This window comes from Methanobrevibacter sp., assembly GCF_045577275.1.
Taxonomy (GTDB): domain Archaea; phylum Methanobacteriota; class Methanobacteria; order Methanobacteriales; family Methanobacteriaceae; genus Methanobrevibacter.
Map to the genome: position 1 here is coordinate 1 of NZ_JAZNIB010000260.1, position 17,801 is coordinate 17,801.

A 17,801-nucleotide genomic window follows, 5' to 3' on the forward strand; every position below is an offset into this window, starting at 1 on the left:
AAATAATATAATATTATATTATCATGAAAGTGAATTTAGACCTTTAAAAAATCTAAAAGTGAAATTAGAAACTATTTTGTTTCCAATGATATTTTGTGGAATTTAACAATTCCTAATATAAGCATGATTTTTATTCTAATATGAAATTTTTAAGAAAAATTTCTAAAAAAATATAGATAAATTATGTAGATACTTATTGATATTTGAATTAAATAGGTTTGCTCAAATATTACAATAAGTAAATACAAATTTAGGGATTAAGAAATCCCCTGTGTTTGACTAATATAGAATATTAGATCCAAACTGATTTTTGTATATTTAGTCACGTAAGTATACGAACCAGTAAGCGCAAGCTACAAAGATAGCTCCACCAACGATGTTACCTAAGGTTACTGGTATTAAGTTGTTTACGAAGAATTGTGCCCAAGATACAGGAGCGCCTAAGAATATACCTAATGGGATGAAGAACATGTTTGCAACACTGTGCTCAAATCCGATACATACAAACGCCATGATTGGGAACCAAATACCGAAGAATTTACCTACTACATCGTCAGCTGCATTAGCTAAGTATACAGCTAAACATACTAACCAGTTACAACCAATACCTCTAAGGAAACATTGTACCCAAGTTAAAGAAGCAGTTGATTTACCAGCTGCCATAAAGGTAGCTCCACCTAATGCTTTGGTTTGTGCAATGGTCATAGCACCGCCAGCGAATGCTTCAGGTACCATAATACCGGTTGCGTAAGCAAGTACATAAGCAACAAAGATAGAACCTACTAAGTTGAAAACCCAGCTTCCAACCCAGTTTTTGAGTAAGCCTACGATATTAGTTTTACCATCTAAAAGACCCATAGTCATAAACATTACGTCACCAGTGAATAACTCAGATCCACAGATAACTACCATAATTAAACCTACAGGGAACACTGCCCCGAATAATAATTTAGAAATACCTACTGGTACACCACCAGCAATAGCACCAGTGTTTGCAACTTCTGCAAGTAATCCACCAAATGCAATGTAAGCACCTGCTAAGAAACCTAAAATAGCAAGTTTTAATATAGGCATTTCACCTTTTGCGGTAGCTGCAGATGCTACTGCTTTTGCAGTATCTGCAGGACTTTTAAAAGAACTCATATATCTCAACCTCTTTTTTAATTATCCCATATAATTATCAATACTCTCAAGGTTTTTTTAACCATTCATAAAGAGAGCATTAATTATAATTATTTATCATTCATATAAAAAGACTTTGCTATTAAAATCAAAGGGAAAAGTATATATATGACAAATAATCAATTTTTCAAAGAGAATTTACTTTCATAACGATAAATATGGCTTAAAAATCAAATTTACTAAAAATTAAGAAGTTATTCTATAAAAATAATAAAACTTTATGAAAATATTTACATATTGAAACTATGAAACAAAATTTTAAAGATTATTCTATTGATTTTTAGTAAAAAAAACATGAAATTATGGATTTAATACACCGCACATTTTATTCATATCATAAGATTTTTTATTTAAATAGGAAAATTAGAATAATTCCTAACTAACGAATGTGAATATGAGTATTCTTTTATTAATGAAAATTCAATTAAAACCCTTTAAAATCACTTAAAATAGCAAAAAACAATAAAATATGCCACATGAACAACATTATCAAAACGATGAAATCATAATAAATAAAAATTTGACATAATTGAAACAGGAAATCATGATAAATCATGATAAATTATGAATTTTTTACTAAAAAATGACAATTTAAAAAAAGGAATATTTGTTAAAAAGGAAAAGAAAAAAATAATCGGTTATTTTAGAAAAATTTATTAATAAAATTTATTAAAAAAATAATATATACATAAAAATTCAACAATAATTTATAAAATATTAAATATATTTTACAAACTAAATGAGGGGTACTATGAAAAATAAAATTTTAGTATCATTATTATTGATCTTTTTACTTGCAATTTCTGTATCTGCAGTCAGTGCAAATGATGATATAAATGATGCTATAGCGGAAACTTCAGATATTGAGGATATAGAATTAAGCGATGCTGATACGGCAAATACAGAAATAATGTCTGAAGTAAACTCTGATGATGAAGACGTAAATATAGACGAAGATGATGGAAAAACTAATGAGGACAATTTAGGTTCTGGAGTTATACAATCAAATACTGTCACAATTAAAACAGAAGAAGATCTCAGCAAATATTTAGAAGATAGAGGATCAACACATTACGGTGATGGAACAGTATTCCTATTAGACCGCAGTATTACTATCAACACTCCAATAACCATTAAAAAATCTTATACAATAGAAGGGGGAACCATAAATGGAGATGTAAGCCATTTCTTTGAAGTTGAATCTCCTGCCAATGGTGGTCCAAACAGTGTAACTATTAGAAATATTAATTTTATTTTAAGACCTAATCAAAACATTCTTTTGGCAAAGGGTGTAACTCAAGGAATAAATAGTGTTTTAAATGTTGCTGGGATAAGCTTAGAAAACATAACCATTAGAAATTTGGGGGATAATAATTCTTTGCTCAATATAGAATCTGACTCAGATAGCACATTTACAAGCAATGCAATAAACATTACAAACAATACTTTAGATGGCACAAAAGCTTTAAGATTCAATGGAAAACAAATGACTCATGGAGGATTGGATGGGGATGAAATCTATCTGCCTGCAAATGAAATAATTTTTCAAAAAGCTACAAAATTGACCGCAACCTATTATCTCCAATATGCTGTTGATACAAGTGCAGGGGATTCACCATTCGATTTCATAGTGTGGTTGAGCGATGAAAACGGCTATGCTGTAGTCAATAGAACCATAACTTTTGCATTGAATTCAATAGGATACACTGCGAAAACAAATGAAAATGGGGAAGCCCATTTGAAGTTATCCATTTCCAAAGCAGGAACATATGACATCTACAGCCAATTTATAGAAGAGGATGAGCAATACTCAAAAAGTGATATGGTTGCAAGTACAATCCAAATCCTGAAGAAAGAAAGCACATTTGTTTTAAAGAATGTATCTTATAAAGTAGATGCAAAAACCAAAAAATTAACTGCAACTTTTAAGGTTCCTGTTTATGAGTTCGTTTTTGATGGAAATGCAATCACTCAAAAATTAAAATCTTATCAATACATCAAGAACAAAAAAGTCACATTCACTGTAAATGGCAAATCATATAGTGCAACCACCAACTCAAAAGGAGTGGCAACTGTAAAAATAAGCTTAAATAAAAAAGGAAAATACACATACAAAGCTAAATTTGCAGGAGACGGCACTTATAAAGCAGTGACTAAAAGTGCAACATTGACCGTAAAGCCTTTAGCTACCAGCTTAACTCTTAAGAAATATACCTATAAGAAAGCAAACAAAAGCAAAAAATTAAAGGCTACATTGAAATCAGGCACAAAAGTTCTCAAAAACAAGAAGGTTAGCTTTAAGGTTAATGGAAAAACATACAGTGCAAAAACCAATTCAAAAGGAATAGCTACTGTAACAATCAAATTAACCAAAAAAGGAACTTTCAAATACACTGCGAAATTTGCAGGAGACAATGTGTACAAAGCTATTTCTAAAAGCAATAAAGTAGTGATCAAATAAATAATTAAATTGAAAGTAATTTACAATTACTTTCTATCTTTTCTTTTTTTAAAATTAAATTACTTCAATACCACTATATCTTGGACATCCAAGATAAAAATTACTTTTTTCTCATACTTTTTTTATTCAGCAAACTCTCAAAATAATTAAAAACAATTCAACATTTAAAAGTTTAATTCTTTAACAAACAAAGATTAACAATGTTTAAATATACAACTAAACAAAAATATGATTAATTTTAATCATTCGATTAAAAGGAGGAGAGATTAAATGAATAAAAAAATATTCGCAATAGGTATATTAATTCTAATGTGTGGAATGCTAACCGTAAGTGCTGCGGCTCTTGAAGAAGAGGATTTCGGCAACTTCACCCTAGACGTTCCAAGCACTGCAGACTTTGAAGAACACACAATTATCCCTGGCGGAACTGTTTTCACAATATCCGGCGGAAGCCTTTCAGATTCCATAAACGAGATTGCAAGCGATCCTGAAAAGACCCACACAATGTGGGTGGATGAAAGCCTCAAATTAAGCATAGAACACATCATCTTCTCAGAAGACAACTACACAGATGGTGATAATGCTATGGACAAACTTTACAACGGCTCTACAAAAACAAGCGACGCCGACGGATTGAATGTATATGACCTTTCTTCCAGCGAAAAATACAAATATGCAGTCACTAAGGTCTCAGATGGATTCCTGTTCTCCCCAGGTGATGAAATGATCATCGTATCTGGAAATGACCTTGATGAGCTCAAGGAAATCGCAGGGTCTGTAAACTTCAAATAAAAATAGTAATTTTTTTAATTTTTTATTCTTTTTTAATCTTTTTTATATTTTTTGACCAAAAAAATCAAATACTAATATACTCTTTTTTTAAAAAAAATAGTTATAAAAATAAGAAAATAAGAAAAATATCTTTAAAAATAGAAAAAAGAAAAATAGAAAAACAAAAAAGTTTTAGATTTATTCTAAAACTGTGTGTCTATTCTTTAAATCCTCTTCAGTTTTTCCCATAGTTTCCATAAGTTCAGAAACCAATCCATCAAGGAATACTAAGGAAGTTAATTCAAAAGCAGTACCTAAAGGAGTTAAAGAAGTATAATTTCCTTTAATTTGTCTTTTAAGGTAGTTTTCATCATCCACTTCCACTTTTGTTCTACCTTTAACACGAATAAGACCATCTGCTAATTGGCCTAAACTGCTTTCTGGATAGGAAGTCAATGCTAAAACCTTTGCACCTCTTTTTTTGGAAATTTTAGCTGCAGTTACAATAGTGTTTGTTTCTCCAGAACCAGAAATAGCTAAAATACAATCTCCTGCATTAATAGCTGGAGAAATGGTTTCACCTACAACATAGGAACTTAAACCTAAGTGCATTAATCTCATAGCAAATGCCTTAGCTGCAAGTCCAGATCTACCTGCACCAGTAACAAAAATATTATCTGCAGTGGTAATGATTTCAATAAATTTAGCTATGTCTTCCTCGTTCAAATATTCCTCTGCATCGTGAATATTGTCTAAAATTGCTTCAATTGCGGATATCATATATTCCATTTAAATCTCTACCTAAAACTCAATAATAATATTATATTTTTTTAAATATTTAAAATTATTTAAATGACTTATAATATAAATATGAATATAGATAGTATAAATTCAAGAGGGATTTGATGCCAAACCGTGATGATGAAAATCAGGAAGAAATGATGAAGGAAGAAGAAAATATCATTAAACCTGAGATTGGAATAGAAATAGAAGGAAATTCATTCAATTATAAATTCTTTGAGACATTGGAATCACTGTCAAAAACATATTCCCAAAGAAAGACAGCAAAGGAATTGAAGGTTTCCCATTCTGTATTGAACAGAAGAATCAAAAATGCTGAAGACAAGCTTGGTGAAAAGCTTGTCATTACAGTTGGCTCCGGCTCTGAATTAAGCCCAAAAGGATATGAGCTCTTGGATATTTACTACAAATATAAAAACAGATTAGAGGATAGGCCAGAAATCATAATTGCTGGCGGACACATCATTACAGGCCTGCTTCAGGCAATAAGTTATGACTTACCCTTTAAGACACTGATTTATAGTAGTGACGACGAAAGTGCATACGAACTTGCAAAGCAAGATTTGATAGACATTTTAGCATTAGACGATCCTTTACTTGCTTTTGAAAATGACTTGAACTTCACTGCTATCGCTTATGACCACTTGGTCTTGATTTCCCCAAACAATGGAAAAACAATTGAAAAGATAGAAGATTTGGAAGGATTGAAATTCATTGGAGTTAAAGGAAGTGCCCAAAGGTTGGCATGGAATACCTTAAGACAGGAAAACATTAATTTTACAATAGATAGAGAAGTGAAATCACAATTTGATGCATTCAAGATTGTTAGAAACTCTGATGAATACTACACTTTCTTAAACGCAAGCTATTTCAATGGAAATGAGATATTGAAAAATGAAACCCGCCACGTAATAAGCTTGGTTCAAATCAATGATACAAAAGAGGATATCTATAATTTGATTGAATATTTGCTTTTTGATGGTCAAATAAAAATAGGAGAACAAGGATTTATTCCTATGAAACCTTGGAAAACCAGATAATTTAAAATAAATATAAAAACAGATAGTAGCAAAATTTGTAAAAAAGAATTAAATTAAAAAAATAATTTAAAAAATAATAAAAAAAGAAAAAAGAAGAAAAGTTTCTTTAATGAAACTATCTCACTTATTTTATTAAATCAGAATCAGATTGGTCTAACCATTGATTTACTATTTTTACAGCACAATAGTTACCGCACATTGTACAGGTGTCCTCTTCTTCAGGAGGTCTTTCATCTCTTTTTGCACGTGCAGCTTCTGGGAACATTGCACATTCGTATTGAGCTTCCCAATCTAATCTTTTTCTTGCTTCAGCCATAGCCAAGTCTTGTGAACCATCGATTTGACCACTTGCCAAGTCACCAGCATATGCACCGATTCTAGTTGCAATTACACCTTCTTTTACATCTTCAGGAGATGGTAAAGCTAAGTGTTCTGCAGGAGTTACATAACAAATGAAGTCTGCTCCAGCTTTTGCTGAAGATGCTGCACCAATAGCTGATACAATGTGGTCGTATCCAGGTGCTACATCACATACAATAGGTCCTAACATATAGAAAGGAGCATTGGAACACATTTTCTTTTGAATCATTACATTGGTTGGAATCTCATTAATTGGAATGTGACCTGGCCCTTCAATCATACATTGTACGCCAGCATCACGGGATCTATCAATCAATTCACCTAAAATGATTAATTCTTGGATTTGAGCCCTATCGGTAGAGTCCGCAATGGAACCTGCTCTCATACCATTTGCAAGGGAAAGTACTACATCGTGTTCCTTTGCAATTTCCAATACGTAATCAAAGTTAGCATATAATGGATTTTCCTTTTCATTTTCTACAATCCACCCGGACATGAATGATCCTCCACGGGATACTAGACCGGTTACTCTACCTTGTCTTTTAAGTCTTGTCAATGTTTCAATGTTGATACTGCTGTGAACAGCCATAAAGTCAATACCATCTTTTGCTTGTTTTTCAATGGTATTGAACAAGTCATCTTCATCCATATAAATAACTGAACCATGTTCTCTAATGCTTTCAATAGCTGCTTGATAAACAGGTACGGAACCTACAGGAAGTGGGGACATGTCCAAAACCCTGTTTCTTATTACATCCAAGTCTCCACCGATACTTAATTCCATCAAACAGTCTGCACCATGGTCAATCGCGATTTGTGCTTTATATACTTCTTCATCGAAATTTACGATATCAGTAGAAGTTCCTACAGTTGCGTTTACTTTTGTTCTTAATCCTGCACCAATACCAGATGCTTCAATATCCCTGTTTACATTGCTTGGTATTACAATGGTACCGTTTGCAACAGATCTTAAGATAAAATCTTCGCTAACGCCTTCAATCTTAGCGACATGCTTCATTTCTTCAGTTAAAATACCCTTTTTTGCATCACTTATTTGTGTCATTCTTTCTCTCCATTTTTTGATACGCTAGATTATAATGAGTCATTAATTAAAAATTAGAAATTAATAGACGAATAAAACCAATAGATTAGAATCAATTATTTTCTATAAATTGTGTTGAAAATTGACTTTTTTAAAATCAAATAGATTTTAGTAAAGTAAAGTTTATTTTAATTCTATTTAACTTGATTTTATAATTCTATTTACTGTATTTTATCCCATATAAACATATCTATTTTATAAGGCCGTTATTTCAAAAATAAAGCATTGCGAGGCCTTTTTTATCAAATAGCTTTGATATATATCAAATACATTTTATTAAATTTTAAAATATTTTTAAGAAAAAGAGAGTATAAAAATTATGAAAAAACAATAAGTGAAAAAAACAAAAAATTAAATCTAAAAAAATAATGCACAATTGTCTCCAAACAACAATAAAAAAAGAGTAAAAAAATAGAAAGTAGAATGATTATTTATAAAATTCAATCATTCTATTATATGCATCATCATAAGTAGGCATATTTGTTTGACATCCTTGCTTTTCAACAACAAAGGATGAAACTGATGAAGCGAATTTAGCAGCTTCCTCTAATGAAGCCCCATAAATAAGCCTAGATACAAATCCTGCCTTGTAAGAGTCCCCTGCACCTGTAGGATCTACAGCAGGCCTATAAATAGATTCAACATCTATTTTGCCTTCATCAGGACTATAGATGATACTTCCTTTTGAACCACAAGTCATTAAAACAACTTCTGGACCTAAATCCATTAAACCATTAATATCCACTTCTAAAGAATCTTGAATACGTTTGATTTCATGATGGTTTCCAAATAAGATATTTACATTGGAAATGACTTCTTTTAATTTTTTAGGACTGTACATACCAAGGTCTTGTCCTGGATCAAAGGAAACCAATCTTTCTTCCTCTTTAGCTACGATTCCTGCTTTGCAATTAAAATGAGGATCTCCTGTAGCTAAATGAACCGCCTTGAATTCCTTTATCTTATCTCTTGGAACCTCACTGTCATGAAACTCCTTTCCAGCTCCCCAATAGAAATAGCTAATCTGATCTTGATTATTATTAGTCATAACAAATGCAGTAGGGGTGTTTTCTTCTTGGGAGATGATCAATTCTTCAGTGTCAACACCTAATTTCTGCATATTTTTATGATAATGGGAGTCAATAAATTCACATCCTACAGCGGATATCAAACCAGTTTTCATTCCTAAAGTTGCACCAATCATTGCAACATTTGCAGCAGCACCACCATTCAAGTTTTTCATTGTCTTCATAGGTGCTGAGTGATTAGCTTTAGGGAATTCATCAACTGTGATGATGTAATCCAGTGCAGTGTGTCCAACCGCCAATAAATCTTTTTTAATGCTCAAATAAATCAACCTTTCTTAGTCTCTTGTCTTTAACTGTTTTTAACTGTTTTTAAATTTTATAAAATTTTCATTAAAGAAGTATAAAAAACTCAATTAATGAATTTTAGGTAAAATAAGATAATATAGGGTTTTTAATTGTGAAAATAAACCTAAAATGTATCTTATTGTTAGAATAAACAATGTTTAAATAAGAAAATTTGAAAAAATTTTCAAGATTTAAACTCTATTTTGATTAGAAATTTTTTCTAAAAATAGTACAATATTATTTTAGGTTTAACCCATATTTAATGATTTTTATTAACATGTGTTATGTGAAAAATTTGATGAAAATTCATGAAAAAAATTAATAAAAATCAACACATTTTTCCCAAAAAAATATTAGCTATTTTTACCTACAAAATCTAAAAACTTCAAGTAATGAATATTATAATTTAATAATAATTTTAACTTGCGATAGCATTTGAAAACTAATATTTTCTAACAATGATTTTAAAAAAAATATTAGAATAAAAAGGAAATGAAAAATAAAAAAATATTAAATTAGTAAAAATAGTAAAATTATAAAAAATTATAAAAAATAAAAAAAGTAAAAAAAAGAACTAATTAAAAATAATTAATTCTTAAAAAGCAATTATCTGCCTCTGAGTTTACTAAAGAATCCTTTTCCAGATTCTTCTTTAAGTTCTTCAGATAATTGTTTGTTTTTGTTTTTAAGAGAGTTGATTGTTTTGTCTTTTGCATTCATTGCAGTGCTTAACTTATCATAATCTCTCTTTTTAGTATCTAATTTGCCGTTTAAATCTTTGATTTGAGCTTCGAGTTTAGCTATTTTACCTCCGACACCAGCTAGTTCCTCTTCAGCTTGAGCTTTAGCATCTTTGAGTTGTTTATTTAAATCAGCAGATTCAGATTTAAGTTTAGGAATTAAATTGTCTTTTAGATCATTAAGTTCAGCATCCTTATCTTTTAATTGATTGTTTTTCTTAGCAATCTCTTTTTCCTTATTGGAAATTGCTCTTTCGCTGTCACTTAATTCTTTTTCCAATTGAGCTACTTTTTCGCTTAATTCTTGTATTTTAGCCTTTTCACCATCGGATAAATTATTTTCAGCTTCTAATTCTGCTGCTTCTCTTTTCTCTTGCTCTTCAAGTCTTTGACTCTCAAGTTCAGCAACCAATTTTTCAATTTCTTCCAATCTTACTTTTGCGAGTTGAAGACCTGCACCCTTCTTAGCTACACTTTCACTTAAATCAGCATTGATTTCCAATTGATCGAAGTATTTTTTAGTACTTGTTTCCAATGCATCTGTGAGTTCAACTTTAAGAGCTTTAAGCTGTTTATTTTCTTTTTTAAGTTCTGGAATTACTTCATTAGTTAAATGATTTAATTCACTAGCTTGATTCTTAAGCTTTCCATCTTTTTCAGCTAATTGCTGTTTTAACATTTCAATATCTTCGGAAATAAAAACCACCATCTCTTTGCAAAATAATTATCCAAACAAATCAGATAATTAAAATAATTTTCTAAAATTTACTTTACAAAATACTTTACCATAACACATTACAGCAAAATATGATGCAAGTTACATATACATATTAAATATTATACTAAATCCATATTTAAATTTTTATATTATATCAAATTGACAAAAAATAGTAAAAGTATTTGAAAAATTTAAAAAATTAGTTAAAAATAGAAAAATAAGGAATAAAGAATAGAAAAAATAGAAAAAATAGTAAAAATATTAAAAATAGTTAAGAGAATATACTCCCAACTTAGAAAAAAGTTTTGGTCAAGGTTTTTTGGCCGAAGGCCAAAAAAGCTTGAGTTAAGCTTCCTGCCTTAACCTCTTAACCACAAAGTCCTTATCTAATGAGAGCAAGAATGAAGCTGCTCTTGGTCCTTGTTTTTGTCCAAGAATCATTTTGTAAATAGCTTGGAAAGCCTTTTGTGGTTTCAATCCATGACTTTCTAAAACTTCATACATTGCATCATGCAATTCTTCAGCAGATGCGAAGTCTTTTTCTTCCATCAAGTCAGCTAAATCCTTTAGGAATGCAACTTGATCATCTGGAAGTGGCAATTTAGGAATGGAATCATATTGAACTTGGAACTTGACGAATTTAGGAGCATATTTGTCTAACCAAACAATTACATTGTCTACCCTTTCGCTGTATTGTTCCAATTCTATTTCAGTTAAGTCTCCAAATTCCTTATCTTCAAAGCTTTTGGTCAATTGTGAATTCTTTTTCAAAATGCCAAAGATCTTTTCAAGGTCTTTTTCTCCAACAATCTGGTAAGCATTAACCAAGAATCTGAAAGGAGGTCTGAATGGTAATGGAGAACCAGCTTTGATTTGAGCCATCTTATAGATGCTTTTGAACTTTTTACCTTCTTTTTCAGATGGAGCTTCCTCTTCGTCATAGAATACTCTTTCCACCTTATCAAAGGTGTCCATAAAGTCTAACCATGGCATTTTTGGAGAGAAGTCTTTGGATTTCATAGGTTTGCTTCTGAACAAGTAATAGTTAAGACTTTCTGCAGGTCCAATCTCCAACCATTGTTCAGGAGTGAAGAATACACCATGAGATTTACTCATTGCTTCACCATCCAATGTAATCCATTCATATGGAACTGGATATGGTGCTGGATAATCAAAGATCTCTTCAGAGATTACGCTACTTACATCATAAGATCCACCAGCTGCTGCATGGTCTTTTCCAAATGGTTCACAAGTGGTTCCGAAGATTTTCCATCTTGCTGCCCATTCAACTCTCCAAGTAAGCTTACCGTTACCTGATTTGATGTCCATTTCACCATCGTGACCACATTCACATCTGTATTTTACAATGTCACCGTCGAAGTCATATGCTTCGGTGGTGTTTACTCTTCCACATTTTTCACAGATTGGGTTGTATGGCAACCAGTGGTCTGCGAGTGGCTCTCTTCTGTATTGGTCAAAAATGGCTTTGATTTCATTGTGCTTTTCAAGGGATACTCTAATTGATTCAAGATAAGATCCATCTTTATACATATCAAAACCAGATTTAGGGGTAATTTCAATACCATAAGCATCAAGAACTTTGAATAAAGGTTTTTCAAAGTGTTCTACAAAGTTTTTACAACATCCTTCAGGACATGGGATCATAGAGTATGGCATACCTAAGTATTGGTCATAAGATTCAGGAAGTGGGAATGGAACTTTTCTAAGTGGGTCATGGTCATCTGCAATCCAAATTGTTTCTGCATCATTTCCTAATTCACGTAATGCTTTTCCAATTGCGTTTGCAATGAATACGTCACAAGAATTTCCAATATGTATAGAACCTGATATAGATGTACCACTTGCTATGACATGTTTTTCTACATCCATTTCATTTAATTCATCAGCGATTCTTTCAATCCAATGTTTCATCGTTTCACCATAATAATTATAAAAGCTGCTTTCAATTTAATTAGTTTAATTTTCCAACCATAATATGAAAGCAATGATTAAGTAATAAATTAGTATAAATTTGATATTAATTTAATTTAAATATCTTAATAATTTATTATATTATATATTTTTATTATCATCTTATAAAAAATTAATTGCAAAAGCAAGAAAAATATGGAAAATGAGAATATTGAAATCAAAAAAGATAAAAAATAGCAATTAAAGGATGTAAATAGGATTCTTGAAAAGAACCCTATTAAGTGGAAAAATAGAGTTAAACTCTATATAAATAAATTTAAAATAAAATAGGCAGAAAAACAATGCCTATGAAAATTAATTAATAAATTAAATTAAACTTCAATGATCAATCAAAAGATAAGTAGATTGAACTTATTGTTCAAATCTACGTCTGTCGATTAATTCTTGACGTTTACCTGCGTTCCATCCACCGTTTGCAGATTTAGCGTGTCCTACTTGTTGGACGTAACCGGTAATTCTGTCGTACCATTCTACATCAGCAGTTTCACCACAGGAAGGACATTTGTTGCTTAATCCTTTCATTAATGTTTTACAGTTTAAGCAGAAACTGAATGCGGAACTGTAAGCCCAGAAACCAATGTCAGATTTTCTTGCAATCTTATTGGTTAAGCTCATTAATGCATCAGGATCAGAGTAGGATTCTCCCATGAATGCATGGAAGATGTGTCCACCAGGAGTTAATTTGTGGTATTGACCTTCAATTTTAACTTTGTCTGCAAATGAAATGTCACTGTTTACAGGTACGTGTGAGGAGTTAGTGTAGTAGTTAGCTCCATTGTCACCTTGTAAGATTGCTTTATCTCCGAATTGCTCTTTATCTAATGTAGCAAATCTGTATGCAGTGGATTCAGCAGGGGTTTGTAATACAGACCATCTGAGTCCAGTTTCTTCTTGTAAAGCTTTTGCTCTTGCATTGATGTATTCTAAACATTTGATACCGAATTTGTTTGCATCTGGGTTGTCGATGCCTTCACCGAATAATGCAAGCAACATTTCATTAAGACCACAGAAACCAAATGACAAGGTTGAGTTTTGGATTCTGTAATAGGTCTCACCATCAACCTTTTGATTTAAGAATGGTAAGATGTCAAAGTTGTTTAAACAGTTAAGACCTTGGTTTCTTCTAATCATTAAGGTTTCAACAGCTAAATCCATGTAGTTGTCCAAGTATTCGAATACATCATTTTCATCTCTGGATTGGTATCCGATTCTTGGTAAGTTTAAGGTTACGTAAGCTAAGTTACCGGTTCTTAAACAGTCTTGTTCCCAGTCACCTGTCCAGGTGTCTTGGAGACAGGTTCTGCAACCCATATAGTTAGCCATTTGACCTCTGTATTTAGGCAACATGTTTACAAAGTAGGATGATCCGTATTTTGCGGAAAGTTCGTGAACTAAACGGATGTCATCATCATAGTCACCTTTTAAGGTCTCTTCACGTAATGTGTAAATAGTATTTGGGAATAAGTGAGGCTTACCTTCTGAATCTCCTTCAAGCAAGATTTCGGTAAATGCCTTTTGAATCATTCTGGTTTCATCTTCAAAGTCTGAGTAAGTTCCTACAATTTCTCCTTTTGGACCATATGCAGTTACATCCTGCAAGAATTTTGGAACTCCAAACTCTAATTGCATACTTGTGAATGGAACTTGGGAACCTCTTGCAGCATAAGCCATGTTCAAGTTGTAGACCAACATTTGAATGGATTGTTTTACTTCATCATAGCTTCTTCCGCTTGCAAATGGTGCAACAAATACGTTCCAGAGGGACATAGCTTGTCCACCAGACATGTTTTGCTGTGCTGCCAACATGATTTCACCAGTGTGGTTCATCAAGGTTTCCATATGGGATGGAGGTGCAGCAACTGAAGTGTGATCTCCAGTACCGTCCACTTTAAGACCATATTTGATGAATGCTCTTATATCATGTTGGAGACAGTTTAATGGTCTTCCAGCGAAGAATTCTAAATCGTGAATGTGAATGTCACCAGACATGTGTGCATCAGCCAAGTGAGCTGGTAACATGTGTAAGAGTGCGTATTGTTTCAATGCTTCGTCAGCAACATATTTGTGAATGGATTCCGGGTTATGCATCATGTTTGCATTGTCTCTTGAACCGTTTTCAATCAAGGAAGTGATGTTGTAAACAGGAATACCTAAACGAGTGTATCTGCTTCTTAAATCTTCTAATCCGTATTCCACAAGTTTTGTGTTTACGATTTCCCTAATCATTGGAGCAGTAAGATATTCGACATTGAGCTTTTTGAGTTCTTTCCAAACTTCGGTAGCAATTTCAAAAGCGGTTTCTTGGGAAGCACCAGTTTCTTCTACTAAGGTACTTGCGATTTTTGCCATGTCGAATGGTTCAATTTTATCTCTTGAAGAACGTACTTTTAAAGTAGTTTTAGCTAAGTATTTGTTAGCTGCTTCAGAATCCATATCTTCTAAACATTCGTAAACAATTTTTTTGATTTCTTTAGTGGTGATTCCATCGTATAGGTTTTCTGCAACGGTTGCAATGATTTTTTCATATTCTGCTATAGGAGCTTCCACCATAACTAAAGATTTCAACAATTTTTCATAACTGAATGGCTCACATACACCGTTGTTCTTTTTAACAGTGATCTTTGCCCTTTGTATATCATTTTCAATATTTTCTACTTTTTCCACTTTAACACCTCTAAAAATCTCACAAACCCATATAATATTAAAAGTACGAGTCAGCAAGCACTTAATTAAAAGTAAAATAATCAATAAATGTAAGTCAAAAAATTTTAGATAAAACTTTCTAATTGATTACTAAATATTATGTATTTACATGTATAATATCAGTTCGATAAAATACGAAAGTTAGTAACTATACAAAAAGTTAGTTACTTCACGAAATAATATATGTCATAAGATGTATATAAATCATTCGTTTTAATACGAACAATATTTATGATAACAATTATGACTAGAAAAACACTTAAAACTTCATAAAAATTAAAAATTAAAAATAAAGGGATAATCCCTTAATTAAAAAGAAATTATGAATCCAATAAGAATCATTATCCAATTATGATTACATAAAACAACTATTTTCCAAAGAAAACGTCCAATGAACTTTGTTTTGACTTATCACTTTCAAATAATGAATTGATACCAAATTCCTGAATTTCCAATCTTTGCTCAAGATAGTGTGATACAGGATATCTATTTACAAGGTTCTGTGAAATTTCAAGATACTTTACAACAGATCCCTTGGATACGCTGAGAATCAAGTCTCCACCACATTTGCATTTGCCTGTAAGTGGCATTCTTCTATATTTTGCACCACATTTAGGACATCTGACCTTTTGCTTGGAGAATGCTCTTGAATTTCCCATGATGTCCGGCAAGAAGTGAGATGACAATACACCTTCAACAACTCCCCTTTGATCCACTGCCCTAATGAGTTCTGCCAAATGAATTTGAGCTTCCACCTTCTCTTTCATTGAGCCTAAACGTTTGTATAGACAGACTTTAGGTCCTGCATGAATGTTTGAGGTGTGATGGGAAAACATCAGGTCATGATACTGTCTGTCGGTTCCCAAATGTTTTGCTACATTGTCAACCAAATCCAGCATATCAGCAGGTTTCAAAGGTTCTTGGGACCTTTCAAAGAATTCCAGTGGGAATCTCTCAAAGATGTCCAGGTTGTGGGATTCATCATCTATCTCCTCAGGATCTATACGGGTGGATAAAACCAAAGGAGCATCCATACTTCCTCCACGGGTACTTGGCAAGTATGATTTGGAGAAATTGATCAATGCATCAAGCAAGAGGAGTACGGAATCCTCGTCACTGTCACAGTTTCTCCTTTTTGCAGAGTGGAAGTAAGGGTGTGCATAACAGCCTAATGCCTTTGTAAATCCTACAATACGACCTAATACTCCTGCAGAAGTGTGGGGAGCAAGACCAGCAATAAGATGGCCAATCAAATCATATTTGTCTTTTACATTGTAGAATCTTTCCATTCCATAATACCTTTCAAGAAGGTCATCCACGAAATTAGCTACACCTACAAGATATTCACCGCAATTGTCGGAAACTACAATATCCTGAACCTTAAGTTCAATGATTTGGTCCTCACTTACTATATCCTGTCCATAACAGTCCTTAGTGTATCCCATTTCCAATAACTTAGGAACAGTTACTCCAATTTCACTTGGAATGAAGTGAGTGAGCGGCAAGTCTGTAGAGTCATGACGAATGGTTCCTTCCTTAAAGGTGAATACCCCATTTTTAGCTCTTAGGATACCTTTTTCCAAAGGTTCCGGTAGCTTGTCTTCAGAAATCAGACCTACAACACCTTTTACCTCATCAACCTTACGAACCCCGACATTATTGGATGCTTTGGAAAGCATATGAGCCAAGTTAATGTCTTTTTGACCGGATTTGCCAATTACAGTAGGAGATCCGCAATGAGGACAAATGGCTTGGAATGAACTTAATCTGCAGTCGGAATTGGTACATTCCCTTCTTGCAAATTCAACCTTAATCTTTTTCTTTTTGGCAGCTTCTGCAACCAAACGTCTGCTTCCACCATTATTGCCTATAGGGAAAAGCACATGAGGAGCGGGCCTCATCAATCTTTCTTTTGATTTTTCAGGTCTTCCTACTCTTGTACCGATATAGCATGGAGCCTTATCCTTAATCTCGAAATCGATGTTTTCATTGATGATGTCAACGACTTTCATCTTATAATACTCGTCAGCGAGATACTTTGAATAATCCCCATTTATGGTTTTGAGCAAGGCATAAGCATAATTTTTTTCAATGATGACCTTTCCATCAACCAATTTGTGAGGAAGACCCATAACTTCAAGAATCCTTTTTTGATAGGACAAATCAAGCTCCAAGTCTTCGCCGTTTTGATAGCCAGTTTCCAAATAGTCCCTTTGGGTATCCAGCCACTGGCTTAAATCAACCAAATCCTTGATGGAAATGTCATTATAATAATAAGTGTATTCAGGATGTAGAGGAACATTGAACTCTTCAGTGTATTTGAATGCCTCTTCGACGGTGAATTTCTTGGTTTGCAATGATTCCAAATCAAATGCTTCCTTCTCTTCATCTGAGAATGATTGGTATTTTTCTGAATTCCTTATTGTTTCAATCCACCATTCCTCACACCAGCAAGCACCTAACATAGGCTGGTTGTTTCTTAAGAATTCACCGAATGCAACAAGCATGTCTCCCAAGAAAAGAATCTCAACAACTTTTCCCTTGACCTTTCTTGCATC

Annotated in this window: 11 protein-coding genes; 3 read left to right on the plus strand and 8 right to left on the minus strand. The window is 32.6% G+C overall.

Annotated elements, in window-relative coordinates; genetic code table 11:
- Positions 1-318: 318 nt before the first annotated feature.
- Complete coding sequence (locus tag ACKI67_RS07585) at positions 319-1,143, minus strand: formate/nitrite transporter family protein (RefSeq protein WP_407462879.1); 825 nt, start codon at positions 1,141-1,143, stop codon at positions 319-321.
- Between the two features lie 790 nt (positions 1,144-1,933).
- Between ACKI67_RS07585 and ACKI67_RS07590 the strand changes: the two genes are divergently transcribed.
- Positions 1,934-3,643, plus strand: a complete 1,710-nt coding sequence (locus tag ACKI67_RS07590; RefSeq protein WP_407462881.1) for a hypothetical protein — start codon at positions 1,934-1,936, stop codon at positions 3,641-3,643.
- A 270-nt stretch (positions 3,644-3,913) separates the two neighbouring features.
- Positions 3,914-4,435 (plus strand): hypothetical protein, encoded by a 522-nt coding sequence (locus ACKI67_RS07595; protein ID WP_407462882.1) that lies wholly within the window; start codon positions 3,914-3,916, stop codon positions 4,433-4,435.
- A gap of 177 nt (positions 4,436-4,612) precedes the next feature.
- Here ACKI67_RS07595 and hxlB read toward each other — a convergent pair whose 3' ends face one another.
- Positions 4,613-5,203, minus strand: coding sequence for a 6-phospho-3-hexuloisomerase (gene hxlB, locus ACKI67_RS07600; RefSeq protein WP_407462883.1), 591 nt, complete (start codon positions 5,201-5,203; stop codon positions 4,613-4,615).
- Positions 5,204-5,319: 116 nt separating this feature from the next.
- Here hxlB and ACKI67_RS07605 point away from each other — a divergent pair, with 116 nt between their 5' ends.
- Complete coding sequence (locus ACKI67_RS07605; RefSeq protein ID WP_407462884.1) at positions 5,320-6,255, plus strand: LysR family transcriptional regulator; 936 nt, start codon at positions 5,320-5,322, stop codon at positions 6,253-6,255.
- A 124-nt stretch (positions 6,256-6,379) separates the two neighbouring features.
- On the opposite strand, the gene thiC is transcribed toward ACKI67_RS07605, so the two are convergent.
- From thiC to polC, 6 genes are all read right to left on the minus strand, one after another.
- Positions 6,380-7,678, minus strand: a complete 1,299-nt coding sequence (gene thiC, locus ACKI67_RS07610) for a phosphomethylpyrimidine synthase (RefSeq protein WP_407462885.1) — start codon at positions 7,676-7,678, stop codon at positions 6,380-6,382.
- 466 nt (positions 7,679-8,144) lie between these two features.
- Complete coding sequence (locus ACKI67_RS07615) at positions 8,145-9,065, minus strand: carbohydrate kinase family protein (RefSeq protein WP_407462886.1); 921 nt, start codon at positions 9,063-9,065, stop codon at positions 8,145-8,147.
- Positions 9,066-9,696: 631 nt separating this feature from the next.
- Positions 9,697-10,536: a hypothetical protein gene (locus ACKI67_RS07620; RefSeq protein WP_407462887.1), complete on the minus strand. Its 840-nt coding sequence runs from the start codon at positions 10,534-10,536 to the stop codon at positions 9,697-9,699.
- Positions 10,537-10,893: 357 nt separating this feature from the next.
- On the minus strand, positions 10,894-12,480 hold the full coding sequence (gene lysS / locus ACKI67_RS07625; protein ID WP_407462888.1) for a lysine--tRNA ligase: 1,587 nt from the start codon (positions 12,478-12,480) through the stop codon (positions 10,894-10,896).
- 411 nt (positions 12,481-12,891) lie between these two features.
- Positions 12,892-15,204: an anaerobic ribonucleoside-triphosphate reductase gene (gene nrdD / locus ACKI67_RS07630; protein ID WP_407462889.1), complete on the minus strand. Its 2,313-nt coding sequence runs from the start codon at positions 15,202-15,204 to the stop codon at positions 12,892-12,894.
- A gap of 407 nt (positions 15,205-15,611) precedes the next feature.
- Positions 15,612-17,801 (minus strand): DNA polymerase II large subunit (gene polC / locus ACKI67_RS07635; protein ID WP_407462890.1); only part of this gene is annotated, 2,190 nt, incomplete at its 5' end.

Coding starts and splice junctions, on each gene's coding strand:
- ACKI67_RS07585 (WP_407462879.1), bottom strand. CDS start 1,143: ATGAGTTCTTTTAAAAGTCCTGCAGATACTGCAAAAGCAGTAGCATCT.
- ACKI67_RS07590 (WP_407462881.1), top strand. CDS start 1,934: ATGAAAAATAAAATTTTAGTATCATTATTATTGATCTTTTTACTTGCA.
- ACKI67_RS07595 (WP_407462882.1), top strand. CDS start 3,914: ATGAATAAAAAAATATTCGCAATAGGTATATTAATTCTAATGTGTGGA.
- hxlB (WP_407462883.1), bottom strand. CDS start 5,203: ATGGAATATATGATATCCGCAATTGAAGCAATTTTAGACAATATTCAC.
- ACKI67_RS07605 (WP_407462884.1), top strand. CDS start 5,320: ATGCCAAACCGTGATGATGAAAATCAGGAAGAAATGATGAAGGAAGAA.
- thiC (WP_407462885.1), bottom strand. CDS start 7,678: ATGACACAAATAAGTGATGCAAAAAAGGGTATTTTAACTGAAGAAATG.
- lysS (WP_407462888.1), bottom strand. CDS start 12,480: ATGAAACATTGGATTGAAAGAATCGCTGATGAATTAAATGAAATGGAT.